Annotated in this window: 23 protein-coding genes and 2 tRNA genes; 7 read left to right on the top strand and 18 right to left on the bottom strand. The window is 74.1% G+C overall.

Annotation, left to right across the window (positions count from 1 at the left end; translation table 11 throughout):
- Positions 1-166 precede the first annotated feature (166 nt).
- On the top strand, positions 167-1,366 hold the full coding sequence (locus CPE01_RS04685) for a trans-sulfuration enzyme family protein (RefSeq protein WP_246783742.1): 1,200 nt from the start codon (positions 167-169) through the stop codon (positions 1,364-1,366).
- Here CPE01_RS04685 and CPE01_RS04680 read toward each other — a convergent pair.
- From CPE01_RS04680 to leuC, 5 genes are all read right to left on the bottom strand, one after another.
- Complete coding sequence (locus CPE01_RS04680; RefSeq protein ID WP_281285097.1) at positions 1,356-2,390, bottom strand: NAD(P)H-dependent glycerol-3-phosphate dehydrogenase; 1,035 nt, start codon at positions 2,388-2,390, stop codon at positions 1,356-1,358. The genes CPE01_RS04685 and CPE01_RS04680 overlap by 11 nt on opposite strands.
- Positions 2,387-3,142: a lysophospholipid acyltransferase family protein gene (locus CPE01_RS04675; RefSeq protein WP_146805465.1), complete on the bottom strand. Its 756-nt coding sequence runs from the start codon at positions 3,140-3,142 to the stop codon at positions 2,387-2,389. The genes CPE01_RS04680 and CPE01_RS04675 overlap by 4 nt, the downstream gene beginning before the upstream one ends.
- Positions 3,143-3,176: 34 nt before the next feature.
- Positions 3,177-4,493: a UDP-N-acetylglucosamine 1-carboxyvinyltransferase gene (murA, locus tag CPE01_RS04670; protein ID WP_146805464.1), complete on the bottom strand. Its 1,317-nt coding sequence runs from the start codon at positions 4,491-4,493 to the stop codon at positions 3,177-3,179.
- Positions 4,494-4,774: 281 nt separating this feature from the next.
- Positions 4,775-5,437, bottom strand: a complete 663-nt coding sequence (gene leuD / locus CPE01_RS04665; RefSeq protein WP_146805463.1) for a 3-isopropylmalate dehydratase small subunit — start codon at positions 5,435-5,437, stop codon at positions 4,775-4,777.
- A 30-nt stretch (positions 5,438-5,467) separates the two neighbouring features.
- Complete coding sequence (gene leuC / locus CPE01_RS04660; RefSeq protein ID WP_146805462.1) at positions 5,468-6,931, bottom strand: 3-isopropylmalate dehydratase large subunit; 1,464 nt, start codon at positions 6,929-6,931, stop codon at positions 5,468-5,470.
- A 115-nt stretch (positions 6,932-7,046) separates the two neighbouring features.
- Here leuC and CPE01_RS04655 point away from each other — a divergent pair, with 115 nt between their 5' ends.
- Positions 7,047-7,766: an IclR family transcriptional regulator gene (locus CPE01_RS04655; protein WP_048343457.1), complete on the top strand. Its 720-nt coding sequence runs from the start codon at positions 7,047-7,049 to the stop codon at positions 7,764-7,766.
- 161 nt (positions 7,767-7,927) lie between these two features.
- Here CPE01_RS04655 and CPE01_RS04650 read toward each other — a convergent pair.
- The 5 genes from CPE01_RS04650 to CPE01_RS04630 all read right to left on the bottom strand — a co-directional run bounded on the left by CPE01_RS04650 (position 7,928) and on the right by CPE01_RS04630 (position 10,805).
- Positions 7,928-8,000: transfer RNA gene (locus CPE01_RS04650), tRNA-Glu, on the bottom strand.
- Positions 8,001-8,093: 93 nt separating this feature from the next.
- Positions 8,094-8,165: transfer RNA gene (locus tag CPE01_RS04645), tRNA-Gln, on the bottom strand.
- Between the two features lie 117 nt (positions 8,166-8,282).
- A complete protein-coding gene (locus CPE01_RS04640) occupies positions 8,283-8,747 on the bottom strand; it encodes a DUF6912 family protein (protein ID WP_146805461.1) in 465 nt (154 codons plus the stop codon).
- A 55-nt stretch (positions 8,748-8,802) separates the two neighbouring features.
- Entirely contained in the window at positions 8,803-10,128 is a 1,326-nt protein-coding gene (locus CPE01_RS04635; protein WP_146805460.1) for a CpaE/TadZ family protein, read from the bottom strand.
- A complete protein-coding gene (locus CPE01_RS04630) occupies positions 10,125-10,805 on the bottom strand; it encodes a hypothetical protein (RefSeq protein ID WP_146805459.1) in 681 nt (226 codons plus the stop codon). Before CPE01_RS04630 ends, CPE01_RS04635 begins: the two co-directional genes overlap by 4 nt.
- A gap of 123 nt (positions 10,806-10,928) precedes the next feature.
- Between CPE01_RS04630 and CPE01_RS04625 the strand changes: the two genes are divergently transcribed.
- The gene (locus tag CPE01_RS04625; protein ID WP_146805458.1) at positions 10,929-11,165 is read left to right on the top strand and encodes a helix-turn-helix domain-containing protein; all 237 of its coding nucleotides are present in this window, start codon (positions 10,929-10,931) and stop codon (positions 11,163-11,165) included.
- Between the two features lie 58 nt (positions 11,166-11,223).
- Here the strand turns inward: CPE01_RS04625 and CPE01_RS04620 are convergent, their stop codons facing one another.
- Positions 11,224-11,751 (bottom strand): hypothetical protein, encoded by a 528-nt coding sequence (locus CPE01_RS04620; protein ID WP_146805457.1) that lies wholly within the window; start codon positions 11,749-11,751, stop codon positions 11,224-11,226.
- 174 nt (positions 11,752-11,925) lie between these two features.
- Here CPE01_RS04620 and CPE01_RS04615 point away from each other — a divergent pair, with 174 nt between their 5' ends.
- On the top strand, positions 11,926-12,990 hold the full coding sequence (locus CPE01_RS04615; RefSeq protein WP_146805456.1) for a LysM peptidoglycan-binding domain-containing protein: 1,065 nt from the start codon (positions 11,926-11,928) through the stop codon (positions 12,988-12,990).
- On the top strand, positions 12,987-13,589 hold the full coding sequence (locus tag CPE01_RS04610; RefSeq protein WP_146805455.1) for an Rv3235 family protein: 603 nt from the start codon (positions 12,987-12,989) through the stop codon (positions 13,587-13,589). The genes CPE01_RS04615 and CPE01_RS04610 overlap by 4 nt, the downstream gene beginning before the upstream one ends.
- A gap of 421 nt (positions 13,590-14,010) precedes the next feature.
- On the opposite strand, the gene secA is transcribed toward CPE01_RS04610, so the two are convergent.
- The 5 genes from secA to CPE01_RS04585 all read right to left on the bottom strand — a co-directional run bounded on the left by secA (position 14,011) and on the right by CPE01_RS04585 (position 20,934).
- Positions 14,011-16,779, bottom strand: a complete 2,769-nt coding sequence (secA, locus tag CPE01_RS04605; protein ID WP_146805454.1) for a preprotein translocase subunit SecA — start codon at positions 16,777-16,779, stop codon at positions 14,011-14,013.
- Positions 16,742-17,752 carry a DMT family transporter gene (locus tag CPE01_RS04600; RefSeq protein WP_146805453.1) on the bottom strand — a complete coding sequence of 337 codons (1,011 nt, stop codon included), beginning with the start codon at positions 17,750-17,752 and terminating at the stop codon, positions 16,742-16,744. The genes secA and CPE01_RS04600 overlap by 38 nt, the downstream gene beginning before the upstream one ends.
- Entirely contained in the window at positions 17,749-19,083 is a 1,335-nt protein-coding gene (locus CPE01_RS04595) for a winged helix-turn-helix domain-containing protein (RefSeq protein WP_246783741.1), read from the bottom strand. Before CPE01_RS04595 ends, CPE01_RS04600 begins: the two co-directional genes overlap by 4 nt.
- Before the next feature lie 157 nt (positions 19,084-19,240).
- Entirely contained in the window at positions 19,241-19,864 is a 624-nt protein-coding gene (gene hpf / locus CPE01_RS04590) for a ribosome hibernation-promoting factor, HPF/YfiA family (RefSeq protein ID WP_146805452.1), read from the bottom strand.
- A gap of 152 nt (positions 19,865-20,016) precedes the next feature.
- Positions 20,017-20,934, bottom strand: coding sequence for a ComF family protein (locus tag CPE01_RS04585; protein WP_146805451.1), 918 nt, complete (start codon positions 20,932-20,934; stop codon positions 20,017-20,019).
- A gap of 263 nt (positions 20,935-21,197) precedes the next feature.
- Between CPE01_RS04585 and CPE01_RS16355 the strand changes: the two genes are divergently transcribed.
- Both CPE01_RS16355 and CPE01_RS04580 read left to right on the top strand, forming a co-directional pair.
- The gene (locus CPE01_RS16355; RefSeq protein WP_186811407.1) at positions 21,198-21,365 is read left to right on the top strand and encodes a hypothetical protein; all 168 of its coding nucleotides are present in this window, start codon (positions 21,198-21,200) and stop codon (positions 21,363-21,365) included.
- A gap of 24 nt (positions 21,366-21,389) precedes the next feature.
- Positions 21,390-22,385 (top strand): PH domain-containing protein, encoded by a 996-nt coding sequence (locus CPE01_RS04580; RefSeq protein ID WP_146805450.1) that lies wholly within the window; start codon positions 21,390-21,392, stop codon positions 22,383-22,385.
- Here the strand turns inward: CPE01_RS04580 and CPE01_RS04575 are convergent.
- Complete coding sequence (locus tag CPE01_RS04575) at positions 22,373-24,058, bottom strand: LpqB family beta-propeller domain-containing protein (RefSeq protein WP_146805449.1); 1,686 nt, start codon at positions 24,056-24,058, stop codon at positions 22,373-22,375. The two genes, CPE01_RS04580 and CPE01_RS04575, sit on opposite strands and share 13 nt — an antisense overlap.
- Positions 24,055-25,755, bottom strand: coding sequence for an MtrAB system histidine kinase MtrB (gene mtrB, locus CPE01_RS04570; protein WP_146805448.1), 1,701 nt, complete (start codon positions 25,753-25,755; stop codon positions 24,055-24,057). The genes CPE01_RS04575 and mtrB overlap by 4 nt, the downstream gene beginning before the upstream one ends.
- Between the last annotated feature and the right edge of the window lie 8 nt (positions 25,756-25,763).

Below are 25,763 nucleotides of genomic sequence, written 5' to 3'. Positions count from 1 at the left end.
CCCGGGTCGACGCGCGTGGCCTCGGGCGCGGCGGCGTCGGAGGTCGTGACGTCGGCGGCGACGCCGGGCGCGGTGTCGGACACGGTGTCGGACGCGGTGTCGGCAGGGTTCGGGGGCAGCACGGAGTTCATCGGGGACGACCCTACCTGCCGCGTACGCTGGCGCCGTGACCTCGCCGACCCCTTCCGCAGGCATCCCGCACACCGTGAGCCCGTCCACGCTGGTCGTGTCGGCCGGGCGGCCCGAGCGCTCGCCGGGTGCGTCCCTCAACCCGGCCCTCACGCTCTCCTCGACGTACGTGTCGCAGGGCGTCCCGGCCGCCGACGAGCCGATGTACGGCCGGATGGACACGCCCGCGTGGCACGCGTTCGAGGAGGCCCTCGGCGCGCTGGAGGGCGGCCCGCTGCCCGCCCTCGTCTTCGGCTCGGGCATGGCCGCCATCGCCGCGGCGCTCTCGCTCGTGCCGCCCGGCGGCCGGCTGGTGCTGCCGCGGCACTGCTACCAGGTGACGCTGGGCTATGCCGCGGACCTCGCCGAGCGCAGCGGCGTGGGCGTCACGCTCGTCGACATCGCGGACACCGACGCGGTGCTCGCGGCCGTGCGTGGTGACGACGACCGTCCGGCGGACCTGCTGTGGGTCGAGACACCGACGAACCCGATGCTCGAGGTCGCCGACCTGCCCGCGCTCGTCGCCGGTGCCCACGAGGCCGGTGCGCTCGTCGGCGTCGACAACACGTTCGCGACGCCGCTCGTGCAGCGCCCGTTCGAGCACGGCGCCGACGTCGTCGTCCACTCCGTCACCAAGTACCTGGCCGGGCACAGCGACGTGGTGCTCGGCGCAGCGCTCGCGACCGATCCCGCGCTGCACGAGCGCCTGCACGCCTACCGCACCATGCACGGCGCGATCGCCGGCCCCTTCGAGGTGTGGCTCGCGCTGCGCGGGCTGCGCACCCTCGCGCTGCGCGTCGAGCGCGCCCAGGCCAACGCGCTCGAGCTCGCCCGGCGCCTCGCGGAGCACCCGCGCGTCGCCGAGGTGCGTCACCCCGGCCTGCCCGGCGACCCGGGCCACGCACGCGCCGCGGCGCTCATGGACGGTTACGGGGCGATCATCGGCCTGCGGCCGGCCGGTGGCCCGCAGGCCGCCGACGCGCTCGTCGCCGCCGTGCGCCTGTGGGTCCCGGCCACGAGCCTCGGCGGCGTGGAGTCGACGCTGGAGCGGCGTCGTCGGTTCGCGACCGAGTCCGTCACGGTGCCCGAGGATCTGCTGCGCCTGAGCGTCGGCATCGAGGACGTCGAGGACCTGTGGCGAGACCTCGCGGACGCCCTCGACCGGCTGGAGGTCGGGACGTCCTGCGTCAGCCGGTGACGACCTCGGAGCGGCGCGGGCGGGACAGCAGCATCGGGGCGAGCTGGTCGACCGGCAGGCCTTCGTAGAGGACCCGCACGACGGCCTCCGTGATGGGCATCTCGATGCCCAGTCGACGCGCGAGCTCGAGCACCGGGCGGCAGGTCTTGACCGCCTCCGCGGTGCCACCGGTCGCGGCGATCGCCTCGTCGAGACCCATCCCGCGGCCGATGTGCCCGCCGAGGGTGTGGTTGCGCGAGTCGGGCGACGCGCACGTCGCCATGAGGTCTCCCATGCCCGCCAGGCCCGGGAAGGTCTCGGGTGCGGCGCCGAGCGCGAGGCCGAGCCGCGTGATCTCGACGAGCCCGCGCGTGATGACGGTCGCCATGGTGTTGTAGCCCAGGCCACGGCCCTGCGAGATGCCCACCGCGAGCGCGATGACGTTCTTCACGGCGCCGCACAGCTCGACGCCGACGACGTCCGGGTTGGTGTACGGGCGGAAGTACGACGACGCGACCGCACGGGCCACGAAGGCGGCCGTGTCCGGCGACGTGGACGCGACGACCGTCGCGGTCGGCTGGTGGCGCGCGATCTCGCGGGCCAGGTTCGGCCCGGACACCACGGCGACACGCTCGTCGGGCAGGTCGAGGGTCTGCGCGACGACCTCGCTCATGCGGCGGTCCGTGCCGAGCTCGACGCCCTTCATGAGCGAGACGACGACCGCGTCGTCGCGCAGCGCGCCACGCAGCGGCGTGAGCGTGTCCCGCGCGACCTGGGACGGGACGGCCACGGCGACGATGCGCGCCTGCGCGATCGCCTCGTGCGCGTCGGTCGTCGCGGTCACGGACGCGGGGAGGTCGATCCCGGGCAGGTACGCCTCGTTGCGGTGCTGGTCGGCGATCTGCCGCACGACCTCGGCCGACCGGCCCCACACGGTCACGTGGCAGCCAGCGTCGGCCATGACCGCGGCGAACGTCGTCCCCCAGCTGCCCGTACCGAGGACCGCGGTCCGCAGCGGCGCGCCCTGCTCGTCGGTGCCCGTCACGGCAGCTCGGGCCGCGCCGCGTGGTCGCCGCCCGTCCGCTCGGCGTCGGGCTTGCGCATGTCGTAACGCACGGCGGGTGCAGCCTCGCCGCGGATCTCGACGAGCAGCGCGGTGATCGCGTCCATGACGCGCTCGGTGGCCTCGCGCAGCGTCGCGGTGTCCTGCGGGCGGTCGTACAGGTCGTCGAGGACGACGGGCGGGCCGGCGACGACGGTGACCTTCTTGCGCGGGATCGGCTTGAGCAGCTTCTTGTAGCGGCCGAGCAGGTTCTGCGGCCCCCACTGCGCGACGGGGATGACGGGGGCGCGCGTGCTGAGGGCGAGCCGCGCGACGCCGGTCTTGCCGACCATCGGCCACAGGTCCGGGTCGCGCGTGAGCGTGCCCTCGGGGAACACCGCCACGACCTCGCCGTCCGCGATCGCCTTCTCGGCGGCGGCGAGCGACTCCCCCGCCGCCGCAGTGTTGCGGTACACGGGGATCTGACCCGTCGCACGCAGCACCGGCGCGACGACGGGCACCTTGAACAGGGACGCCTTGGCCAGCACGCGCGGCACGACGCCGTTGTCCCAGAGGAAGTGCGCGAACGTCAGGGGGTCGACGTTCGTCATGTGGTTCGACGCGACGATGAACCCGCGATCCGTCGGGAAGTTCTCGACGCCGTGCCAGTCCGTCTTCGTCGTCGCCTTGAGCAACGGACGGACGATCCTGGCGACGTTGCGGTAGGCACGGTTGGAACGAGCAGGCGGACGCACGACGAGCAGGCTACCCGGTACCGGCGTGACGGGATCAGTCGCGGCTGAACTCGGCACCGAGTGCCGTCAGCTTGTCCATGAAGTGCTCGTAGCCGCGGTCGATCAGGCTGATCCCCCGCACCTGCGACGTGCCCTTCGCGGTGAGCGCCGCGATGAGGTGGCTGAAGCCGCCCCGCAGGTCCGGGACCTCGATGTCGGCGGCCGACAGGGGCGTCGGCCCGCTGATCACGGCCGAGTGGTAGAAGTTGCGCTGACCGAAGCGGCACGGCCGCCCACCCAGGCACTCCTTGTAGACCTGGATGGTCGCGCCCATCCCGACGAGCGCGTCGACGAACCCGAAGCGGTTCTCGTACACCGTCTCGTGCACGATCGACAGCCCCTTGGCCTGCGTCAGGGCGACGACGAGCGGCTGCTGCCAGTCCGTCATGAAGCCCGGGTGCACGTCCGTCTCGAGCTGGATCGAGCGCAGGTCGCCGCCCGGGTGGAAGAAGCGGATGCCCTCGTCGTCGACGACGAACTCGCCACCGACCTTGCGGAACGTGTTCAGGAACGTCGTCATCTCGGGCTGCGTCGCACCGCGCACGTAGATGTCACCGCCGGTCGCGAGCGCCGCCGACGCCCACGAGGCCGCCTCGATGCGGTCCGACAGCGCCGTGTGCTGGTAGCCCTCGAGCCGCTCGACGCCCTCGATGCGGATCACGCGGTCGGTGTCGACCGAGATGATCGCGCCCATCTTCTGCAGGACGTTGATGAGGTCCATGATCTCGGGCTCGATCGCCGCGCCCGACAGCTCGGTGATGCCGTCGGCCCGCACGGCCGTCAGCAGGAGCTGCTCGGTGGCGCCGACGCTCGGGTACGGCAGGGCGATCTTCGTGCCCTGCAGTCGCCTCGGGGCGCTCAGGTAGATGCCCTGCGGGCGCTTCTCGACCACCGCGCCGAACTGCCGCAGGATGTCGAGGTGGTAGTTGATCGGCCGGTCGCCGATCCGGCAGCCGCCCAGGTCGGGGATGAACGCCTCGCCGAGGCGGTGCAGCAACGGGCCGCAGAACAGGATCGGGATCCGGCTCGAGCCCGCGTGCGCGTCGATGTCCGCCACGTGCGCGATCTCGACGTCGCTCGGGTCGAGGTGCAGCGTGCCCGAGGCGTCGTCGGCGTCGACCCGCACGCCGTGCAGCTCGAGCAGCCCACGGACCACCGCGACGTCACGGATCTGAGGGACGTTGCGCAGGACGCTCGGCGTCTCACCGAGGAGCGCGGCGACCATGGCCTTCGAGACGAAGTTCTTGGCGCCCCTGACCGTGATCTCCCCGCGGAGCGGGTTGCCACCGTTGACGTACAGCAGATCGTTCACGCGCCCATCCTCGCCTACCCGCGGCGCCGGACCCGCTTGTCGGGCACACGGCAACCGTCCTCGCACGACACCTTCACAGACCGCAGACCACTCCGCGATCGCAGTGACGCACCGGCGCGCTCATGCCGCCCGCCGCCTACGCAACCGACGGCTGCCCGAAGTTCTTCCCCCCGGGTCTGCCGGCCCGCTCACGGTAGCGCGCGCACGCCCTCTCGGGACGCGTGAGCCCGGTGCGCGGGTGGCGCACCGGGCTCACGTGGTCGTTCGTCGACGCGACCCGCTCAGGCGGGCCGGCGGCCGATCGCCACCTCGACGGGACGGGCCGCCTTGATCTCGACCGGCGGCAGGTGCTTGGCCGGCAGGGTCGCGGGACGCCACGACTCGCGGTTCGCCTCGAACGCCGCGATCTCGTCGACGTGCTGCAGCGTCAGGCCGATGTCGTCCAGGCCCTCCATGAGGCGCCAGCGCGTGTAGTCGTCCACCTGGAACGGCACGACGACGTCGTCGCACAGCACGGTGCGCGCCTCGAGGTCGACGGTGATCTCGGTGCCCGGGCGGGTCTCGAGGATCTTCCAGATGAGCTCGATGTCCTCCTGCGCGAGCTGCGCGGCGAGCAGGCCCTGCTTGCCCGAGTTCCCGCGGAAGATGTCCGCGAACCGCGACGCGAGCACGACCTTGAAGCCGTAGTCCTTGAGCGCCCACACGGCGTGCTCACGCGAGGAGCCCGTGCCGAAGTCCGGACCGGCGACGAGCACCGAGCCCGAGCGGTACGCGTCCTGGTTGAGGACGAACTCCGGGTCGCCCCGCCAGGCGGCGAACAGCGCGTCCTCGAAGCCCGTGCGGGTCACGCGCTTGAGGTAGACGGCCGGGATGATCTGGTCGGTGTCGACGTTGCTGCGACGCAGCGGGACGCCGACGCCGGTGTGCTGGGTGAACTTCTCCATGGGTCTGCCTTCTCTCGTCTCGTCGTCCGGTCAGACCGTCTGGAGCCCGGCCACGTCGGTCAGGGGCGAGCCGTCGGGGACGGGCTCGCCCGTCGCGAGGTCCCCGTACGACGAGAGCGTGCCCCGGATCGCGGTCGCGGCCGCGACGAGCGGGGACACGAGGTGGGTGCGGCCGCCCTTGCCCTGGCGGCCCTCGAAGTTGCGGTTCGACGTCGACGCCGAGCGCTCCCCCGGCGCGAGCTGGTCGGGGTTCATGCCCAGGCACATCGAGCAGCCGGCGTTGCGCCACTCGGCACCGAAGTCGAGGAAGATCTGGTCGAGCCCCTCGGCCTCGGCCTGCAGACGCACGCGCGCGGAGGCGGGCACGACGAGCACGCGCACGTCGTCGGCCTTCTTCTTGCCGCGCACCACCTTGGCGACCGAGCGCAGGTCTTCGATGCGGCCGTTGGTGCACGAGCCGATGAAGACCGTGTCGACCTTGATCTCGCGCAGCGGCTGCCCGGGCGTCAGGCCCATGTACTCGATCGCACGCTCGGCCGCGACGCGCTCGTTCGCGTCGGCGATCTGCTCCGGCACCGGGACGCTGCCCGACAGCGGCAGGCCCTGGCCGGGGTTCGTGCCCCACGTGACGAACGGCTCGAGGTCGCTCGCCTCGAGCACGATCTCCGCGTCGAAGACCGCGTCGTCGTCCGAGCGCAGCGTCGACCAGTACTCGACGGCCGCGTCCCAGTCGGCACCCTCGGGCGCGTGCGGGCGGCCCTCGAGGTACGCGAACGTGGTCTCGTCCGGCGCGATCATGCCGGCGCGCGCGCCGGCCTCGATCGACATGTTGCAGATGGTCATCCGCGCTTCCATCGACAGGCTGCGGATGGCCTCGCCGCGGTACTCCAGGACGTAGCCCTGGCCGCCGCCCGTGCCGATCTTGGCGATGATCGCCAGGATGATGTCCTTGCTCGTCGCCCCGGGCGGGAGCTGGCCGTTGACCGTGATCGCCATCGTCTTGAACGGCGCGAGCGGGAGCGTCTGCGTCGCGAGCACGTGCTCGACCTCGGACGTGCCGATGCCGAACGCGAGTGCGCCGAACGCGCCGTGCGTCGAGGTGTGCGAGTCGCCGCAGACGACCGTCAGGCCGGGCTGCGTGAGGCCGAGCTGCGGACCGACCTGGTGCACGATGCCCTGGTCCGCGTCGCCGAGCGAGTGGATGCGGACGCCGAACTCGGCGGCGTTGTTGCGCAGCGTCTCGATCTGCGTCCGGCTCGTCGTGTCGGCGATCGGACGGTCGATGTCGAGCGTGGGCGTGTTGTGGTCCTCGGTCGCGAGCGTGAGGTCCGGGCGGCGGACGGGACGGCCCGCCAGCCGCAGGCCCTCGAACGCCTGCGGGCTCGTGACCTCGTGGACGAGGTGGAGGTCGATGTAGAGCAGGTCGGGTGCTCCGTCAGTGCCTCGTCGCACGACGTGCGCGTCCCAGACCTTCTCTGCCAACGTGCCGGCCATGTGGTGCGGTCCTGTTCTGCTCATCCGGGTGGGGGTGCCCCGGTTCTGCGGCCAATCGGGCTGACTTCCGGTGTCGGTACTTGCATCTCAGCCTGCGAGACACCAATATCGGCCTATGGACAACTCTAGCGGAGTCGGCGTCCTGGACAAGGCAGCGTCGGTCCTCAGTGCTCTCGAGGCCGGTCCGGCGACCCTTGCGCAGCTCGTGACCGCCACCCATCTTGCTCGCCCGACGGCGCACCGGCTCGCCGTCGCGCTCGAGCACCACCGCCTCGTCGCCCGCGACATGCAGGGCCGGTTCGTCCTCGGACCGCGGCTCTCCGAGCTCGCCACCGCCGCCGGCGAGGACCGCCTCCTGGCCGCCGCTGGACCTGTTCTCGCCGCCGTGCGCGACCATACCGGCGAGAGCGCCCAGCTCTACCGCCGTCAGGGCGACCAGCGCATCTGCGTCGCCGCGGCCGAGCGACCGATCGGCCTGCGCGACTCGATCCCGGTGGGCGCGACCCTGACGATGCAGGCCGGCTCCGCCGCGCAGGTGCTCCTCGCCTGGGAGGAGCCCGACCGCCTGCACCGGGGCCTGCAGGGTGCGAAGTTCACCGCCACGATCCTGTCCGGCGTGCGCCGCCGCGGCTGGGCGCAGTCGGTGTCCGAGCGGGAGGTCGGCGTGGCATCGGTCTCGGCGCCCGTGCGCGGACCGTCGGGGCGCGTCGTCGCGGCGGTGTCGGTCTCCGGTCCCCTCGAGCGCCTCACCCGCCAGCCGGGCCGCCTGCACGCCGCGGCCGTGGTCTCGGCCGCGAACCGGCTCACGGAGGTGCTGCGCCGCACGGCGGAGTGACGAACAGCACGTCGCGCGAACGGCCCCGGGTCAGGACGACCGGGGCCGTTCGTCCGTCCGGGACACCTCGTCGCTCCTCGGGTCACCCTGGCCCGAGGAGCGGTCACCCTGGCCTGAGAACGACGAAGGCCCGGTCACCTGGGTGACCGGGCCTTGCGCTGTACCCCCGACCGGATTCGAACCGGCGCTACCGCCGTGAGAGGGCGGCGTGCTAGGCCGCTACACAACGGGGGCCTATCGCCTGCGTGACCCGTGGGCCTCGCTTGCGTGTGAACACTTTACCCGAAGTTCGGAGTGCTCCGAACTCGCAGGTCAGCGGTGCTCGCGCTGGGGTACCAGGACTCGAACCTAGACTAACTGAACCAGAATCAGTCGTGCTGCCAATTACACCATACCCCATGGGGGTATGACCCCCGGGTCGATGAGCCAGCCGCGACGAGCGCGGCACAGCCCCGATCGGGCGTCGTACCGGGCGTGAACGATACCTGGTCGCGTGGCCGGTCACCAAACCGCGCGTCAGCGCGGCAGCTCCCCCAGCTCGGCGACGTCGTACCAGAGCAGGTCCGCGTCCGCGACGCGCTCCGCTGCCGCCTCGTCCCCCGCGAGCGCCGCACGCACGTCCTCGCGCAGCGCGGGCTCGTCGACGTGCACGCACGCGATCGCGTCGCGCCCCACGCGCGTCACGAGCTCGACCGCGCTGGGCCCGGCGTCGAGCGAGCCAGCCTCACGGACGGCCTCGGGCGGCACGTCGACGATCACGACGAGGCGCAGCGGCGGTGCGTCGGCGCTCTCGCCCACCAGGGCCAGGCTGTCGTCCGCCGCCGCGAGGTGCGCGGAGAACTCGAGCCCTTCCTCGTCCTCGTCGGGCAGCGCGGCGCGCAGAGCCGGCGTGACCGCGTGCGCGACGCGCGGCGTGAGCGTCACGGCGCCGTCGGCGTCGGGATCCAGGTCGTCCAGCGTGGCAGGCAGGTAGAGGCGCACGCCCTCAGTCTGCCCCGGTCACGACACCGATGTGTCGCACGCCACCGGGACACGCTCAGGCGAACGAGGCGGGCACCGCGGGCCGCGACGCGAGCGCATCCGCCGGGGCCCGTCCGGCACCGGCCACGCGAGCGGCGAGCTCGACGATCGCCCGGCGTGCCGGTGAGCCCGGCGCGATCTCGCGCAGCGTGCGGGCCTCGAGCACCGCCGCGTCGAGGCTCGCACGGTCGTCGGGCACCAGGACGGCGTCCCGTACGCCCGCATAGCGCTCGAGCGCCCGCGCCACGGCACGCGCCGGCTGCGGCCCCGCGACCGAGGCACGCACGCGGTTGACCACCACGTGCCGCGGGCTCACGCCGAGCTCGGCCAGGTCGGACAGCGAGCGCACGAGCCGCTGGATGCCCACGGGATCCGCCGCGCCCACCACGACGACCTCGTCGGCCGCCGCAAGCGCGCCCAGGGTGGCCGCGTTGCGACGCGGCGCCCGGGTGTCGTAGCTCAGGACCTCGTCCTGCTCGACAGAGAAGCCGCAGTCCACGACGACGACCGCCGCGAGCCGTCGCGCCACGACCCATACCGCGTCGAGCGCCGTCGCCGCGAGCTCGGGCCAGCGGTCGGCGCGCGTGATGCCCGAGAGCAGTCGCAGGTCAGGGGCCACATAGGGCGCCAGCCGCGCGAGCGTCACGAGGTCGAGCGAGCCCTGACCGGCCGCGCGCGCCGCCGCGGCGAGGCCCGGCGCCTCGTCGAGCACCCCGAGCAGCTGCGCGAGGCAGCCGCCGTAGGTGTCGGCGTCGACGAGCAGCGTGGCCGTCCCGGTCGCCGCGACCTCCGCCGCGAGATGCAGCGCGACCGTCGAACGGCCGGGGGCACCCGTGGGCCCCCAGACGGCCACCACGCGCCCGCGATGGGTCACCGGCGCCGCCGCGTCGTCCCACGGATCGCCCTCGCGCTCGAACGCGTGCGCCGTGGTCGAGCCCCCGTGCGCCGACGGCACCGTCTGCGCGAGCATCGCCACACGGTCGGCGAGCGCTGCCGCACCCGCCGGGTCGGTCGGGCCCTCCACGACGAGGTCCGCGTCCGCCACGCGCGCACGCTCGGCGGCGGTCGTCCGCTCGGGGTCGAGCAGCACGACCACGGCCACGCCGGTCGCGCGCAGTGTCGCCACCGCCGTCAGGTCCACGTGCTCCAGGTCGGCCGAGAGCACCGCGACCCGGCCGAGCCCGGCCTCGGCCGCGGCCTGCAGCTCCGCGAGGTCCGCGCAACGGCGGGTGACCCGCAGGCCCGGCCCGTCGTCGAGCGCGCGTACCACGAGCACCTCACCGGCGCCCCGCACCGCGCACAGGACACCGACCGACGCACCGCGCGCCGTCGCCTCGCTCACGAGCGCGCCCCGCCCGGGACGGGGAGCACGTCGAGCGAGCCGTCGGCCGAGAGCGCGGCCAGGAGCGGCTCGAGGTCGTCGGCGGGCACCAGCACGTGCACGACGCTCGACCCGCTCGCGGCGAACGCGCCATCGGGCCGCCTGACCTCGGCGACCGTGACCGCCGTCGCCAGCGCACGCGGCTCGAGCTCGTCGGCCGGGACGTCCGCCGCCGCCCCCGTCGGGCGCGCGGGCGTGAACCACACGTCGACCACCGCGCCGCGCACGACCTCGTCGGACGGTGCCGCGCGGACCGGGACCGCCACAGGGCGCAGCGCGACGTCGTCGGCCGTCCCGAGAGCGCCCACCGGCACCAGCTCGCCCTCCCCGACCGTGCGGAGCACCACGGCATCCTCGGGCAGCGGCTCGAGCGCCGAGAGGTACCCGCCGCTCGCGAGCTCGGGGAGCCTGACCTCGACGACCACGAGCGCGTCCGCCTCGACGGCCGTCCCGGGCACCAGCACGTCGCGCGTCGCGTACACCGGCACGGTCGCCTGCGCGGATCGCACGGCCCACGCACCGAGCGCGACCGCTGCCGCCACCAGGGCGATCCCAGCGAGCAGGCGAGGGTCCCGCCATCCCGGGCGTCGCAGCCGCGCGGCCGTCGGCGCAGGCAGGTCGAGCAGTGCGGTGTCCACGAGGGCTCCTTCGTCGAGAGGTCCAGCGGCACGCATCCTGCCGTACCCGGACGGACAAAGGGGGCGAATCGCGACGGCTGTGGATAGCGCGAGACGCCCCCTCCCGCGTGCCAGACTGCGGGCATGCCGCAGCGGTACCTCTCCCTCGCCGACGTCGCCGAGATCCTCGGGGTCTCCGTCGGGCAGGTGCGCACGATGGTGACCACCGGTGAGCTCGAGGGCTTCCAGATGGGCGGCCGCAAGATCTGGCGGGTCGGTGTGGACGACCTCGAGGCCTACGTCCAGCGCGCCAAGGCCCGCACCCGCGAGCGCATCACGAGCGGCGCGGGCTTCGACGACGAGGGCGACGCCGAGGGCTGAACCCGGGCTCGCCGGGCCCGGGCCGGCACCGACGCTCGCGCCGCCGCCGGCGCACGGCTCAGCCCGACCGGACGACGACGAGCGCGTCGAACGCGAACGTCCACCCGGGGGTCCCACGCTGCGCGTGGGCGGGCGTGACGTCGACGTGATCGGCTCCGACCCGTTCGAGCCTGCCTGAGACGCTCACGCCGTCGGCGTCCACGCGCACGGAGACCCGGTCCCGTGCGAGCGCGCGCAGGGTGTGCCCGAGTGTGAGCCGGCGCTCCACCTCACCCGCGGACGGTGCGGCGTGGGGCGCGAGACCGACCACGGCCGTCACCGCCCCGACCGGCACGAGTGCACGTCGCACCGCGTCGGGCGCGAGCAGGACCCACTGCGGCGCGGCGTCGACGACGACCCCGTCGACGCTCTGCCCGTCGCGCAGCACGAACCGCGCGGGCGCCCCGCGCGAGGCGCGCAGGCGATCGGCCAGGCGTACCTGCGCGCGCTCCGCGCGCGTGAGCTCGGCGACCTCGTCGCGCAGGTCCTGTGCCGCCGCGGCGGCGAGCCCGGCCTCCAGGTCAGCGAACAGCGACTCCCACCGCACGCCCCCACCGTAGGGCGCGCGAACCCGGCCCGTGGGCCGGTTCACGCACCGGACGGCACGCCGACGCGCGACGACAGGCCCCCAGGACTGGACAGATCGGACACGCGTGGACTACACCTACGATCATCAAACGGCATCAAACATCATCATCGGCCGTGATCCAGGGGGAAGACGATGGCACGATCAGGTCAGCGCAGGCTGGCGACACTCATGGCGCTCGCCGCCGGCTCGCTCGGCGCGGGGCTGCTCGCCGTGATCCTCGGCGCCGTGGCCCTGGCCGCCGCACGACCGGGCCGGCCCATCGCCGTCCAGGACCTCGTGAGCGTCGCCGTGGCAGCGCTCGGGGCCGCGACGGCGGCATGGCTCGCCGCGTCGTGCGCGCTCGGGTGGGCCTGCCTCGCCGGTCGGGTGGTCGGCGCGCAGTGGCGCGCGGGAGAGGCCGTGCTGCGGCGCTGCGCACCCGTCGTCGTGCGTCGTGCCGTCGCCGGGGCGGTCGGCGCGAGCCTCGGCCTGGGTCTCGTCGCGACGGGCGCCCACGCGGCGCCGGCCGTCGAGGGCGTCGGGGTCGCGACTGCGTCGACGACCACCGCGTCCGAGGCCGCGTGGGACACCGCGCCGGCGACGGGCTCCGACGACGTCGTCGGCGTGGTCCTGGACACCGGGTCGGACGGCTTCGCCGGTGCACCGTCGGCCGGCAAGGGTCGCGACACGGGTGTGGCACCGGCTCCCGCCGCCGTCGCCGCCCCGGACCCCGCCGCCCCTTCCCTGACCTGGCAGGTCACGACGCCCGAGCCCGGGCCCTCCGAGGACGTCGAGGACGAGGCGCCTCGGTCCGGCGCCGGCGACCAGCAAGGCACGGCGCCGGCTCCGGCACCCGCGACCGGGCCGACGCCCGGGGACGCCCGTTCGGAGGCGTCCCTCGTGCCCGAGCTCGCCGCGCAGAGCACGGCCGACGGCCGGACAGCAGGTGCCGTGAGCACCGGGGCCGACCGCGGTGCCGACGGGCAGCCCGCCGGGCAGACGGGCGACGCGCGCGACACCCTGGAGCGGGTCGTCGTGGCGTCCGGCGACTCGTTGTGGTCGATCGCCGCGGCCCACCTGCCCGCCGACGCGACGACCGCCGACATCGCCGCGGCGTGGCCCCGCTGGTACGAGGCCAACCGCACGGTCATCGGCGACGACCCCGACGTGCTGCTGGTCGGCCAGTCGCTCGAGGTGCCGATGGAGACCGCCCGATGAGCGCGCTCACCGTCGAGGCCGCCTCGACCCTCGAGGACACGCTCGCGGCCGGCCTGTCGCGTCCCCGCCCCCGTCCGGGCCCGCACCCGCGACGGCCCGCGCTCCCCCGGGTCCACCCCGTGCCGGAGGTCGGCCCGGCCCTCGTCCCGATCCCCACCGTCGAGCACGACCTGCGGCCCGCCCACACCCTGCGCACGCGGATCTCCGTGCTGCGCGGCGCGGACCGCACCCACGTCGAGGAGGCGGCTGACGAGCAGCCGGCGGCCGTCCCCGTCGACCACCGCTCGCTCGTCGGCTCGCTGGCCCTCGCGAGCGTCGAGTCGCTCGTCGGCAGGCGCTCGGTGGCCCAGCTCGCGCGCTGGCTCACGCCCGGGGTCTACGACGCGCTGCACGCCCGTGCCACGGCCTCCGCGCGCGTGCTGGGCCCGCGGACCGGCGGACGCACGGTCGTCGTGCGGAACGTGCGCACGTGCCGCGTGGGCGAGCGGGTCGTGGAGGCCAGTGCGGTCGTCGACGACGGGCTCCGTGTACGGGCCCTCGCGCTGCGGCTCGAGGCCCACCGGCGGTCGTGGCGCGTCACCGCGCTCGAGATCGGCTGACACCGCGCCCGTACCGCCGCCGAGGGCATCCGGCTGAGCGTGTCCGCGGGAGACCCGGCACCCCAGGCCGATCCATCCGCGGGCCGGACACGCGGTCGCGGCTGTGCACAGGCCGGCGAGCGCAGCTCACCCGCCCAGCGGCCCGCAGACCCGGGCTCGCCCGCCCACCGGCCCGCAGACCGGCGCTCACGCGCCCACCAGTCCGCGCCCGGGCGAATGCCACACGCTCGACCGGTGTGCGGGCGGGTCGACGCGTTCGGCGGCCTGCACGGACGGCCGCGGGCTGGCATGGCGTTCCCGGGCACGGCGGTGTGCGGACACCGTCGCGCCGGGGAACAGCGACGCCGCCGACGGTCAGTACGTCGGCGGCGTCGTCGTGCTCAGCCGCTCAGCGCGCGAGCGCGCTGGTCGGGCGTGGGCGTCAGCGCTTCTTCTGCTGCTTCGCCGCGCGGCGGCGTGCCTCGCGGTTGCCCGCCTCGGCGGCGGGAGGCGCGGCGGGCTCGCCGTCGGCCGCAGAGGCGTCCACGGTGGCGTCGCCGTCGACCGACGGGGCGGAGTACTGCAGCGGCACACGACGCTCGGGGCCGTCGATGCCCTTCGCGACGATCCGCGGCCCGCCGCCAGCCGTCGCCGCCGCCGAGTCGGCCGTCACCGCGGGCGCGTCCTCGTCGGCCTCGGCGCCGTCCTCGGTCTGGACCTGGACCTGCAGGTTGTACAGGTAGCCGACCGTCTCCTCCTTGATGGCGTCGGTCATCGCGTTGAACAGCTGGAAGCCCTCACGCTGGTACTCCACCAGCGGGTCACGCTGCGCCATCGCGCGCAGGCCGATGCCCTCCTTGAGGTAGTCCATCTCGTAGAGGTGCTCACGCCACTTGCGGTCCAGGACGGACAGGGTCACGCGACGCTCGAGCTGGCGCATGTTCTCCGAGCCGATCTGCGACTCCCGCTCGGCGTACGCGACCTCGGCGTCCGAGAGCAGCTCGCGCAGCAGGACCTCCGAGGTCAGGCGCGTCGGGCCGCCGACCTCCTCGACGACGTCCTCCGGCGTGATGGACACGGGGTAGACGGCGCGCAACGCGGTCCACAGGGCGTCGAGGTCCCAGTCCTCCGGACGACCCTCGGCCGTCGCACCCTCGACGTACGCCGAGAGCACGTCCGAGCGGAAGTGGCCGACCTGCTCGTGCAGGTCCTCGCCCTCGAGCACGCGGCGGCGCTGCTCGTAGATGACCTCGCGCTGACGCGACATCACGTCGTCGTACTTGAGGACGTTCTTGCGGATCTCGAAGTTGCGCGCCTCGACCTGCGACTGCGCGGACTGGATGCCGCGCGTGACGATCTTCGACTCGAGCGGCAGGTCCTCGGGGAACCCGGCACGCGTCATCATCGACTCGGCGAGGCCGGAGTTGAACAGGCGCATGAGGTCGTCCTGCAGCGACAGGTAGAACCGGGACTCGCCGGGGTCGCCCTGACGGCCGGACCGCCCACGCAGCTGGTTGTCGATGCGGCGCGACTCGTGGCGCTCGGTGCCGAGCACGTACAGCCCGCCCAGCTCGACGACCTCGTCATGCTCGGCCTTGACGGCCTCGCGCGCCTTCTCGAGCGCACCCGGCCACGCGGCCTCGTACTCGTCCGCGTTCTCGGCGGGGTCCAGGCCGCGCTCGGCGAGGTCGGCGACCGCCATGAACTCGGCGTTGCCGCCGAGCATGATGTCGGTGCCGCGGCCGGCCATGTTCGTCGCGACCGTGACGGCGCCCTTGCGGCCCGCCTGCGCGACGATCGACGCCTCGCGCGCGTGCTGCTTGGCGTTGAGGACCTCGTGCGGGACGCCGAGCTTGCGCAGCTTGGACGAGAGCAGCTCCGACTTCTCGACGCTCGTCGTGCCGACGAGGACCGGCTGGCCCTTGGCGTGCCGCTCCACGATGTCCTCGACGACGGCGTCGAACTTGCCGGCCTCGCTCTTGTAGACGAGGTCCTTCTGGTCGATGCGCTGCATCGGACGGTTCGTCGGGATCGGGACGACACCGAGCTTGTAGGTGCCCTGGAACTCGGCGGCCTCGGTCTCGGCCGTACCGGTCATGCCCGAGAGCTTGCCGTAGAGCCGGAAGTAGTTCTGGAGCGTGATCGTGGCGAGCGTCTGGTTCTCGGCCTTGATCGCCACGCCCTCCTTGGCCTCGATGGCCTGGTGCATGCCCTCGTTGTAACGACGGCCCGGCAGGATGCGGCCGGTGTGCTCGTCGACGATCAGGACCTCGCCGTTCATCACGACGTAGTCCTTGTCGCGCTTGAACAGCTCCTTGGCGCGGATCGCGTTGTTGAGGAAGCCGATGAGCGGCGTGTTGAGCGACTCGTAGAGGTTGTCGATGCCCAGGTAGTCCTCGACGCGCTCGATGCCGGGCTCGAGGACGCCGATGGTGCGCTTCTTCTCGTCGACCTCGTAGTCGCGCTCCGGCTGCAGGCGGCGCACGACCTTCGCGAACTCGCCGTACCAGCGGTTCGCGTCGCCCGAGGCCGGGCCGGAGATGATGAGCGGGGTCCGCGCCTCGTCGATGAGGATCGAGTCGACCTCGTCGACGATCGCGAAGTTGTGGCCGCGCTGCACGAGCTCCTCGGTGCTCCACGCCATGTTGTCGCGCAGGTAGTCGAAGCCGAACTCGTTGTTCGTGCCGTACGTGATGTCGGCGGCGTACTGCTCGCGACGCTCGGACGGCGTCATGCTGCCGAGGATGCAGCCGGTGGTCAGGCCGAGGAACCGGTAGACGCGCCCCATGAGCTCGCTCTGGTAGCTCGCGAGGTAGTCGTTGACCGTGACGACGTGCACGCCCTTGCCGGTCAGCGCGTTGAGGTACGCCGGCAGGGTCGCGACGAGCGTCTTGCCCTCACCGGTCTTCATCTCGGCGATGTTGCCGAGGTGCAGGGCCGCACCGCCCATCAGCTGGACGTCGAAGTGGCGCTGACCGAGGGTGCGCCGCGACGCCTCACGGACGGCCGCGAAGGCCTCCGCGAGGATGTCGTCGAGCGTCTCCCCCTCGGCGAGCCGAGCCTTGAACCGGTCGGTCTCCTCACGGAGCTCCGCGTCGGTGAGCGACTCGAACGCATCCTCCAGGGCGTTGACCTGCTGGGCGATGCCCGACAGCTTCTTGAGGATCCGACCCTCACCGAGCCGCAGGACCTTCTCGAGAATCGCTGACACGCATGACTCCTGGTGTAGATGTCCCGGGCTCGGACGGCGCGGGGTGGCGCGGGAGCCCGGCGGCGCCGCCGAGCGCGACCATCCTAGGCGAGGCTGACGTGCGTGGGCGCAGGACGACCACAGCGGCGACGAGCAACATCGCGCCGCCCACGCCGAGAACGCCCAGGTGCTCGTCGCGCATCGTCACCGCGAGCACCGCGGCGGTCACCGGTTCGAGCAAGGAGAGCACCGTCGCGGACGTCGGGGAGACCGTCCGCAGCCCCGTGAAGTAGGCGCTGTACGCCGCGGCGGTCGGGACGGCGGCGAGGTAGACGAGCCACGCCCACCCGGCCGCGTCGGTCGGCAGCCGGAGCCCACCGGGGCTCGCGGCCGCGTACGGCACGAGCAGCAGCCCGCCGAGGGTGAACGCGAGCGCGGTCACCGCGAGCCCGTCCAGCCCGGGCACGGGGCGCGCGTTGACCCCGGTGATGCCGGCGAACGCACCCGCGGCGACGAGGGCGAGCAGGACGCCCCACGCGTCGACGGCGTGGCCCGTCCCCTGCCCCAGCACGAGCGCGGCGAGACCGGTCAGCGCCAGGCCGAGCGCGGTCGTCGTCGTGCGCGACGGCCAGGACCGGGCCCGCGCGGCGGTCACCGCGGCGACCAGCAGCGGCGCGGTGCCGAGCGTGACGAGCGTCGAGACCGCCACGCCGGCTCGCACGACGGCCTCGAAGTACGCGGCCTCGAACAGCGCGATGAGCACCGCGGTCGCCGCGACGCGCGTGACCGCGGCACGCGTCCGCGGCAGTCCCCTCAGCCGGCCGAGCACCGCCAGCACGACGAGCAGCAGCCCACCGCCGCCCAGGAGGCGGTAGTCGGCCACCGCCCCCGACGACAGCCCTGCCGCCTCCCCGAGCTCCGCGCCCGCGAGCCCGCCGGTGCCCCACAGCACACCGGCGAGCGCGACCAGCGCGAAGTCGCCCCGGCGGGTCACGCCTCGATCCCGGCGGCCTCCACGTCGGCGGGGGCGCCCACCGCACGCGTGAGCGCGTCCATCAGGTCGCCGCCGATCCCGTCGGTGCCGAACGTGACCTCGTCGAGACCCTTCCACCGCGCGACCAGGGCGAGCTCGGCCGCGAGGGCGAGCGCGACCTCGCCGTCGCTCGGTGCACCCGGACGGTCGCGCGCACCGGGCGCGCGGTGCGCCGCCTGCACGACGAGCCGGCCCGTCGCGCGCGCCGCCTTGAGGTCCACGAGCGCCTCGATCGCGTCACCCAGCAGGAACGGCAGGACGTAGTAGCCCCAGCGCCGCTGCGCCGCCGGCACGTAGATCTCGATGCGGTAGCGCAGGCCGAACAGCTCCTCGACCCGTCGACGCTCGAAGACGAGCGGGTCGAACGGCGACAGCAGCGCGGCCCCCGTGGCGCGCCGGGGCAGACGCGCGTCGACGTGCCGGTACACCTCGCGGTCCCAGCCCGTCACGGCGGCGGGGACCAGCACGCCGTCCTCGACGAGCGCGCGGACCGCGCGGCCGGCCGCCGCCGTGGAGAGCCGGAAGTAGTCGGCGAGGCAGCGCAGCGTGCCGATGCCGTGCGCACGCGCCGAGATCTCCACCAGGCGGCGCGTCGCCTCCTCGTCGTCGGGCACGGGCAGCGCCGCGACGGCCGGTGGCAGGACGCGTTCGGTCAGGTCGTAGAGCCGCTCGAACGCGGCGGTGCGTCCCGCGACCGCGACGTCCCCGGCGAAGAACAGGTACTCGAGCGCGCTCTTGGCCACCGTCCAGTTCCAGCCCCAGTCCCCCGTGGGGCGCGGGAAGCGCTCGGCGAACAGCGCGTGCGCCTCCTGCGACGTGATCGGCCCCCGCTCGGCGACGACGGTGCGCACCTCGTCGAGCACGGGCGACTCGCGCAGCGGGACGCCGTCGACCTGCGTCCCTCCGAGGCGCGCGCGATCGGCCCGCCGTCGCCACTCGAGCAGCTGGTACGTCGCGGGCGGCACGTACGAGGCGACGTGCGCCCAGGACTCCATGAGCCGACGGGGCGAGCGGGACGCGGCCCGGTCGAGCAGGGCCGGGTCGTACGGGCCGAGGCGCGAGAACAGCGGCACCTGGTGCGCGCGGGCCAGCACGTTGACCGAGTCGATCTGCAGCAGCCCGACCTGGTCGATGACCTTCTGCACGTGACGCATGGTCACCGGCCCGTCGGGGCGCGGACGGTGCAGACCCTGCGCGGCGAGCGCGATGCGCCGCGCCTGGGCGAGCGTGTACCGCTCGCCGACGGGGACGCTCGGCAGCGCCGACGTGCTCGGGGTGCGCGTGGTGACCACGGGCACATCCTGCCCGGCCCCACCCACACGCGGCCGCGCGGACCACGGAGGGGCACGCGGGGGCTCGGACGACGACGCCCGGACACGACGACGCCCGGCCGGGACAGCGTCACCGGCCGGGCGTGTCAGCCACGGGAGCGCCTGCGCGGCGCGCGGGTCAGCCGACCCGGGCCTGCGCGGCCACCGGCGAGTCGAGCTTGATCACACCGTAGCTCCACCCGCGCCGACGGTAGGCGACCGCAGGCTGCGCGGTCTCCGCGTCCACGAACAGGAAGAAGTCGTGGCCCACCAGCTCCATCTCGTAGAGCGCGTCGTCGATCGTCATGGGCTGAGCCTGGTGCGTCTTCTCCCGGATGACCACGGGCGAGTCGCCGAGCGTGACCTCGACCGACCCGTCGGCGGCGACCACCGGCTCCTGAGCGGGGGGCTCGGCCTCGGGCGGGCGCACGTCCACGGGTGTCAGCGGAGTGTGGTTGCGATGATCCTTGCGACGGTCCCGCGAGCGGCGCAGGCGCTCGAGCAGCTTGGCGAGCGCGAGGTCCAGCGCGGCGTACCTGTCGTCGGCGCACGCCTCGGCGCGGATCACGGGTCCCTTGTCGATCACGGTGAGCTCGACACGCTCCGAGCTGTCCGCCTGGCGAGGGTTGACCTCGTGCGAGACGAGGACGTCGATCCGCTGTGCGCGGGGGGCCAGCTGCTCGATCTTCGCGAGCTTGTCCTCGAGATGCGCCCGGAACTTCGGGGACACCTCGGTGCGCCGGCCGGCAACCACGATCTCCATGTGAGCCTCCTGGGAGGTGAGGGGCGGCTCCACGCCGCCCGGTGAGTCTGCGGTCGTGGCCCTGGGGAGGGCCGCTGTCAGCACCACCTCCTCGCATGCGCCGCACGCCCCCGGAGGGACGAGCGCGACGCCATCGGCTCTGATTCACCACGCTAACGCGGTGCAGCGTCCAAGACCACTCTCGGCCCGTCCGGCGCGGCCGGGTCGGGCAGAAGGTCCCGGTTGGTCCCCCACGCGGGCGCCGGCAGCTCGTCCGCACGAGCGCGTGGGCCTGGCGTGGACGCGAGCGTCGCCGCCGCCAGGGGTACGGCGCCCGCCGCGACGAGGGCTCGCGCGGCGCCCGCGAGCGTCGCGCCGCTCGTGAGCACGTCGTCGACGAGCACGACCGCGCGGCCGCGCACGGTCTCCCGGTACCGCGCGGCGAGACGCACGCGGGCCGCCGACCGTCCCCGGTCGCGCACGCCCAGGCCGACCTGGTCGGCCCCGGTGCGCCGCAGCGCGCTCAGCTCGTCCGCGGGGACGCCCGCCGAACGCAGGCCTGCGGCCACGCCACGCGCGAGCTCGTCGGCGTGCGCGAAGCCTCGCCGCCGCCGGGCGGCGGACGTCGAGGGCGCCGGGACGACGAGCACGCCCGCCCCGGCGGGCAGCGCGAGGTCCGCCGCCAGGGCGACGCCGACGCGTGCCGCCGCGCGCACGAGCGGTGCCGTGAGATCTCGTCGGCCCCGGTCCTTCCACGCGATCACGACCGCACGCGCGGGTCCCACGCAGTCGGCCAGGGTGCGCACCGGGAGCGCGTCGGCGTCGATCGGGTCGAGCCGCCCGGCACGCTCCTCGCAGCGCCACGGCTCGACGTCGAACGGCGCCCGGCACGCGCCGCACCACGCCTCGTCGTCGAGGCCGCACCCGGCGCACTGCACGGGCAGCACGAGGCCCGCGAGATCGCGCCACACCGCCCGCAGGCCCGACACGGCACGGCGGGCCGTGCCGGTGCGGGCCGTGCCGGTGCGGGCCGTGCCGGTGCGGGCCGTGCCGGTGCGGGCCTGCGGTGCACGGGTCGGGTCGGTGCGCATGCCGTGGATCCTGCCCCGACGAGACGACCGTGCACCGGCGCCCTGTGGACGACCGGGGTCCAGCACCCGCCTCACGAGGCGCGACGCAGCCGGGAACTGCGCGACGCGCCGTCGTGTCGGTTTCGGGTGAAACGTCCTGGTCTGTACTGTGTGCGCCGACCGGGGCCGCACGGCGGCCAACCGGGGACCGGCCGGACGACCACGGCGGCGGGTGACCAGCACCACCTGACCACGCGACGACGACACGACCCGGAGGGCCGCGCATGCCGGCGAGAGCGAAGAGCATCCTGATCTGGATCGGCGTGATCTTCCTCCTCTACGCCGTGGTGCGGAACCCCGGCAAGGCCGCCGACGTCGCGCGGTCGATCTGGGACTTCATCTACGCCGCCTTCGCGGGCTTCGCCCAGTTCTTCAGCAACCTGGCGTCCTAGCGGACGGCGCGGACGGGAGGTGCCGTGACGGCGGACGACGCGACGACGATCGTCATGTCGCACCGGCTGCTGCGCCGCTACGTCCTGCCCGGGGAGCGCGTGGTGCTCGCGGCCCGGTGGCACTGGGCCAAGCTCGTCGAGCCGGCCGTGACGACGTTCGTGGTGCTCTGCCTGTGCGGGTGGCTGTCGTTCGCCCTGCAGCCCGCGTTCGGCGACGGAGCGCTCGTCGTGTGGTGGCTGTGGTTCGCGGCGCTCGCCCGGTTCGGCTGGTGCCTGCTGGTGTGGCGCGTCGAGTGGTTCGTCGCCACCGACAAGCGGATGCTGCTGCTCACGGGCCTGGTGACCCACCAGATCGGCATGATGCCGCTCATGAAGGTCACGGACATGCGGTACTCGCGCTCCGTGCTGGGGCAGCTGCTCGGCTACGGGCAGTTCCTGCTCGAGTCCGCCGGTCAGGACCAGGCCCTGCGCCAGATCAACTGGGTCGCCCACCCGGACGCGACGTACCGCGACCTGTGCGCGCTGATCTTCACACCGGTCGAGACGCCGCCGTCGGACGGCGAGGACGACGCGGGACCGGCACCGGCGCGTGGCCCCCGGCAGCGGCCCGCCAGCCCCGCGCTCGCGCCGCCCTCCCTCGCTTCCCCTTCTCTCGCTCCGTCGTCTCTCGCTCCCTCTTCTCCAGCTCCGCCGGCCCTCCTTCCGACGACCGCACGCGGGCGCGTCCCGGTCGTCGTGACGGACGACGACGAGCCCGACCCGACGGCCGGGTGGCACGACGACGAGCGCTACGCGCCCGAGGACACCCAGCCGGTCCGGGTCACGCGCCGCACCGCGCCGCACCCACCTGCGCCTGCGCGAGGTGTGCCGGAGCCGCCGGCACCGGAAGCGGCACCGGAAGCAGCGGCGGTGGACGACGAGGAGAGCGAGCCCTCCTGGTACGTGTCCGAGCCGACCGGACGGTTCGTCGACCTGGGCTCACCGCGGACCGACGACGACGGCGACGGTCAGCCCGGGTAGCTCGGGTCCCGCACGCCCTCGACGTCGGCGACCGTCGCCCACGTCGTGCCGACGAGCTTGTGCAGCACGCCGTCGGTCGTCGCGAGGTAGACCACACGGCCGCCCGCGAGCGCCGCGATGTCCGGCACCTCGGCCTCGGAGGTCGTCGGCCCGAAGACGGGCACCCGGTGGACGAGCGTGGCCTCGTCCTTGCTGCGCCCGACGACGCCGAGCACCGACTCCTCGAGCCAGACGACCTCGGTCGCGTCCTCCAGCACGGCCCCGACGCGCACGGGCTCACCGAGCTTCTGCGGCGTGCCCTCTCCGTCGCGGACGACGGGGAACACGTTGACCCACACGCCGTCGGCGCCGCGTGACACCACCGCGAGCCGTGTCGCGTCGCGCGCCATGCGCAGCGCGACGACCGTGCGGCCCTCGAGCCAGTCGGCCGCGACGACCACGGGGTCTCCCCCGTCCTTGACCGCGATCACGCCCTCGCCGCCGCGCGCCGTCCACGCCCAGCCGAGCCGGTCGACCGACGGGGCGACGAGCCCGGTGCCGGACACGAGCACGTGCGAGGGGTCGTCCTCGCGGGGCACGGTGACGAGCGCGCCGCCCGCGTCGAGCATCACGCGGACGTCGCCCTCCTCGTCACGGGCCGGGGCGCGGGCGCCCGCGGGCAGGGCCGCGACGCCGTCGACGGCGACGAGGCCGTCCTCACCGAGCGCGACGAGCCGGTCGTCCTGGATCATCTCGACCGGGCCGTCGGGCAGCCCGCCGCGCGTGACCTCCCGCTTCTCGACGAGCGGCACCGCACCGGCGGTGACCTTGACCTGCCGGACGCCCGCGACATGCACGAGCGAGGCCTCGAACTGCGCGACGACGCTCGCGGTGTCGGCCTCGAGCAGCGTCTTGGCGGGGTCGAGGGGGACGAGCGCCGAGCCCGAGCCGTCGATCACGACCGTCCCCGCCTGGAGCTCGACGCCCTCGGGGATCGCGGTCGTCACAGCGTCCCGCAGCCACGGCGACGGTCCGGCGAGCAACGCGCGCGCGACCCAGGTCTGCAGGTTGTGCGCCGGGAACCAGCGGGTGTCGGGGACGAGGAACGAGCCGTCAGCGGACAGGAAGTACAGCGGCGACGAGCGGAACTGCTTGTCGAACGCGGCCTCGGTCAGCACCAGACCGTCCTGCGCGGACGAGATGCGCCACTCGCCCGTGCTGTCGCGCACGAGCTCGTACGTGACCGTGGTCTCCGCACCCCCGGGCGCCTCGGTGTACCGCCCGACCGAGTCCACGCGTGCCGCGAGCGGCACGGTCGCGGTCACGGCGCGGGACTGCGTGTCGACGACCACGGGTGCGTCGGCGACGAGCACCTCCGTGAGCGGCTCCCACGAGCGCTTGGCCGCGCCCGTGAGGAACTCCCGCGCGGTCGCGAACTCGCTGTCGAAGCCCGCGGCGCCGGCGAGCTGGAAGCCCTCGACGATCTGCTGGGGCGTCGCGCCCGGGCGGGGGCCCTCGGCGAGCAGGTCGACGTCGCCGTTCTCGACGACCGTGCCGTCGCCCTCGCGCACCGGGCCGGCCGTCGGGATCGACGTGCAGGCACCGAGCGCGAGCACGACGAGCGTCCCGACGGCGAGCACGCGCGCGCGGCGGCGCGAGGGGCCCGGGTGACGCGTGGTGCGCGGCGTGCTCATCGGACCTCCTGCCGCTGGTGGGTGTCGGCCGGCTGCTCGTCGACGAGGTCGGGCAGCGCCGCGGGATCGGTGCGCGACCGCGTGACGACCTGCACCGCGCCCGTCGTGGGCGGCTCGTCAGGGACGAGCTCGAGCGGCGAGTCCGTGAGCCGGATGCCCGCGCGGCGCGGGAGCGTGAGCCGGAAGCTCGCGCCGCGGCCGGGCCTGCCCCACGCCTCGAGCCACCCGCCGTGCAGGTGCGCGTCCTCGAGCGAGATCGCCAGGCCCAGCCCGGTGCCGCCGGTCGTGCGCGCCCGCGCGGGGTCGGCGCGCCAGAAGCGGTCGAACACGTGCAGGGCCTCCTCCGCGGTCATGCCGACGCCGTGGTCGCGCACGGTGACCGCGACCGCGTACCGGTCGGCCCCGACCTTGACCTCGACGGTGCTGCCCTCGGCGTGCTCGACGGCGTTCACGAGCAGGTTGCGCAGGATGCGCTCGACGCGGCGCGGGTCGATGTCGGCCACGCACTCGGTCTGCGCGAGGTCCACGCTCAGCCACGATCCGCGGCGCCCGGCGAGCGGGAACGTGTGCTCGACGGCCGCGAGCACGACGTCGCGCACGTCGCGCGAGTCGGCGTCCAGCACGGCCGCACCCGCGTCGAACCGGCTGATCTCGAGCAGGTCGGCGAGCAGGTCCTCGAACCGGTCGAGCTGCGTGGCCAGGAGCTCGGCCGAGCGCTTGACGGCGGGGTCGAAGTCGTCGCGCGACGCGTGGATGACCTCGCCGGCCATCCGGATCGTCGTCAGCGGCGTGCGCAGCTCGTGCGACACGTCGGAGACGAACCGCCGCTGCAGCGCGGAGAGCTCCTCCATGCGTCGGATCTGGTCCTGCAGGCTCGCGGCCATCTCGTTGAACGAGCTCGCGAGCGTGGCCATCTCGTCCTCGCCGCGCACGGGCATGCGCTCGGCGAGGTGCCCGTCGGCGAGGCGCTCGGCGACCTCGGCGGCGCGCCGCACCGGTCGCACCGCCTGACGCGTCACGAGCCACGTCATCCCCCCGAGGAGGACGACGAGCGCGGCCGCGGCGGCCGCGAGCGTGCGCAGCAGGAAGTCGAGCCGGTCCTGCTCGGCCTGCAGGCTGTAGAGGAAGAACAGCTGGTAGGTCCCCGCGAACGGCACGTTCACGTCCTGGCCGACCATCACGGCCGGCTCGACGCGCCCGTCGACCTCCCAGGCCACCGACTGCCAGCGCTGGCCGCCCTCCGCGGTCGCGTGCTGCAGCTCGGGGCTGACGAGCGGGATCAGGACGCGCGCGGACGCCGCGTTGCCCACGGAGTCGGCCGACGACTCCCCCGGTGCGCGCAGGAGGAAGACCTCGCGCTCACCCGCACCGCCCGAGCCCTGCACGGTGGCCACGTCCTGCAGGAGGCGCTGCACGTCGGACGCCGTCTGCGCGTTGGAGGAGTCGAACGTCTTCTGCGCCTGGCTCGTGCCGCGCGCGCTCTCCGCGAGCAGTTGCTCGACGCGCCCGGTGAAGAGCCCCTCCTTCATCCGGTCGCCGACGTACAGGCCGATCGCTCCGAGGGCGACGAGGCCCATCGCGAGCGTCGTCGTGATGACGCGGACCTGCAGCGACGAGCGCCACGCGTGGGCCCAGCGACGCAGCCGCCGCCCCACCCGCGCCCGCACCAGGCGGCCGGTCCCCTTCAGCCGCGGCACGTCGGGCA

Origin of the sequence: Cellulomonas persica, from assembly GCF_007989825.1 — a bacterium.
GTDB lineage: Bacteria > Actinomycetota > Actinomycetes > Actinomycetales > Cellulomonadaceae > Cellulomonas > Cellulomonas persica.
Note: the sequence above shows the minus strand (reverse complement) of the source record. Positions and strands in the feature narration are given on the sequence as shown.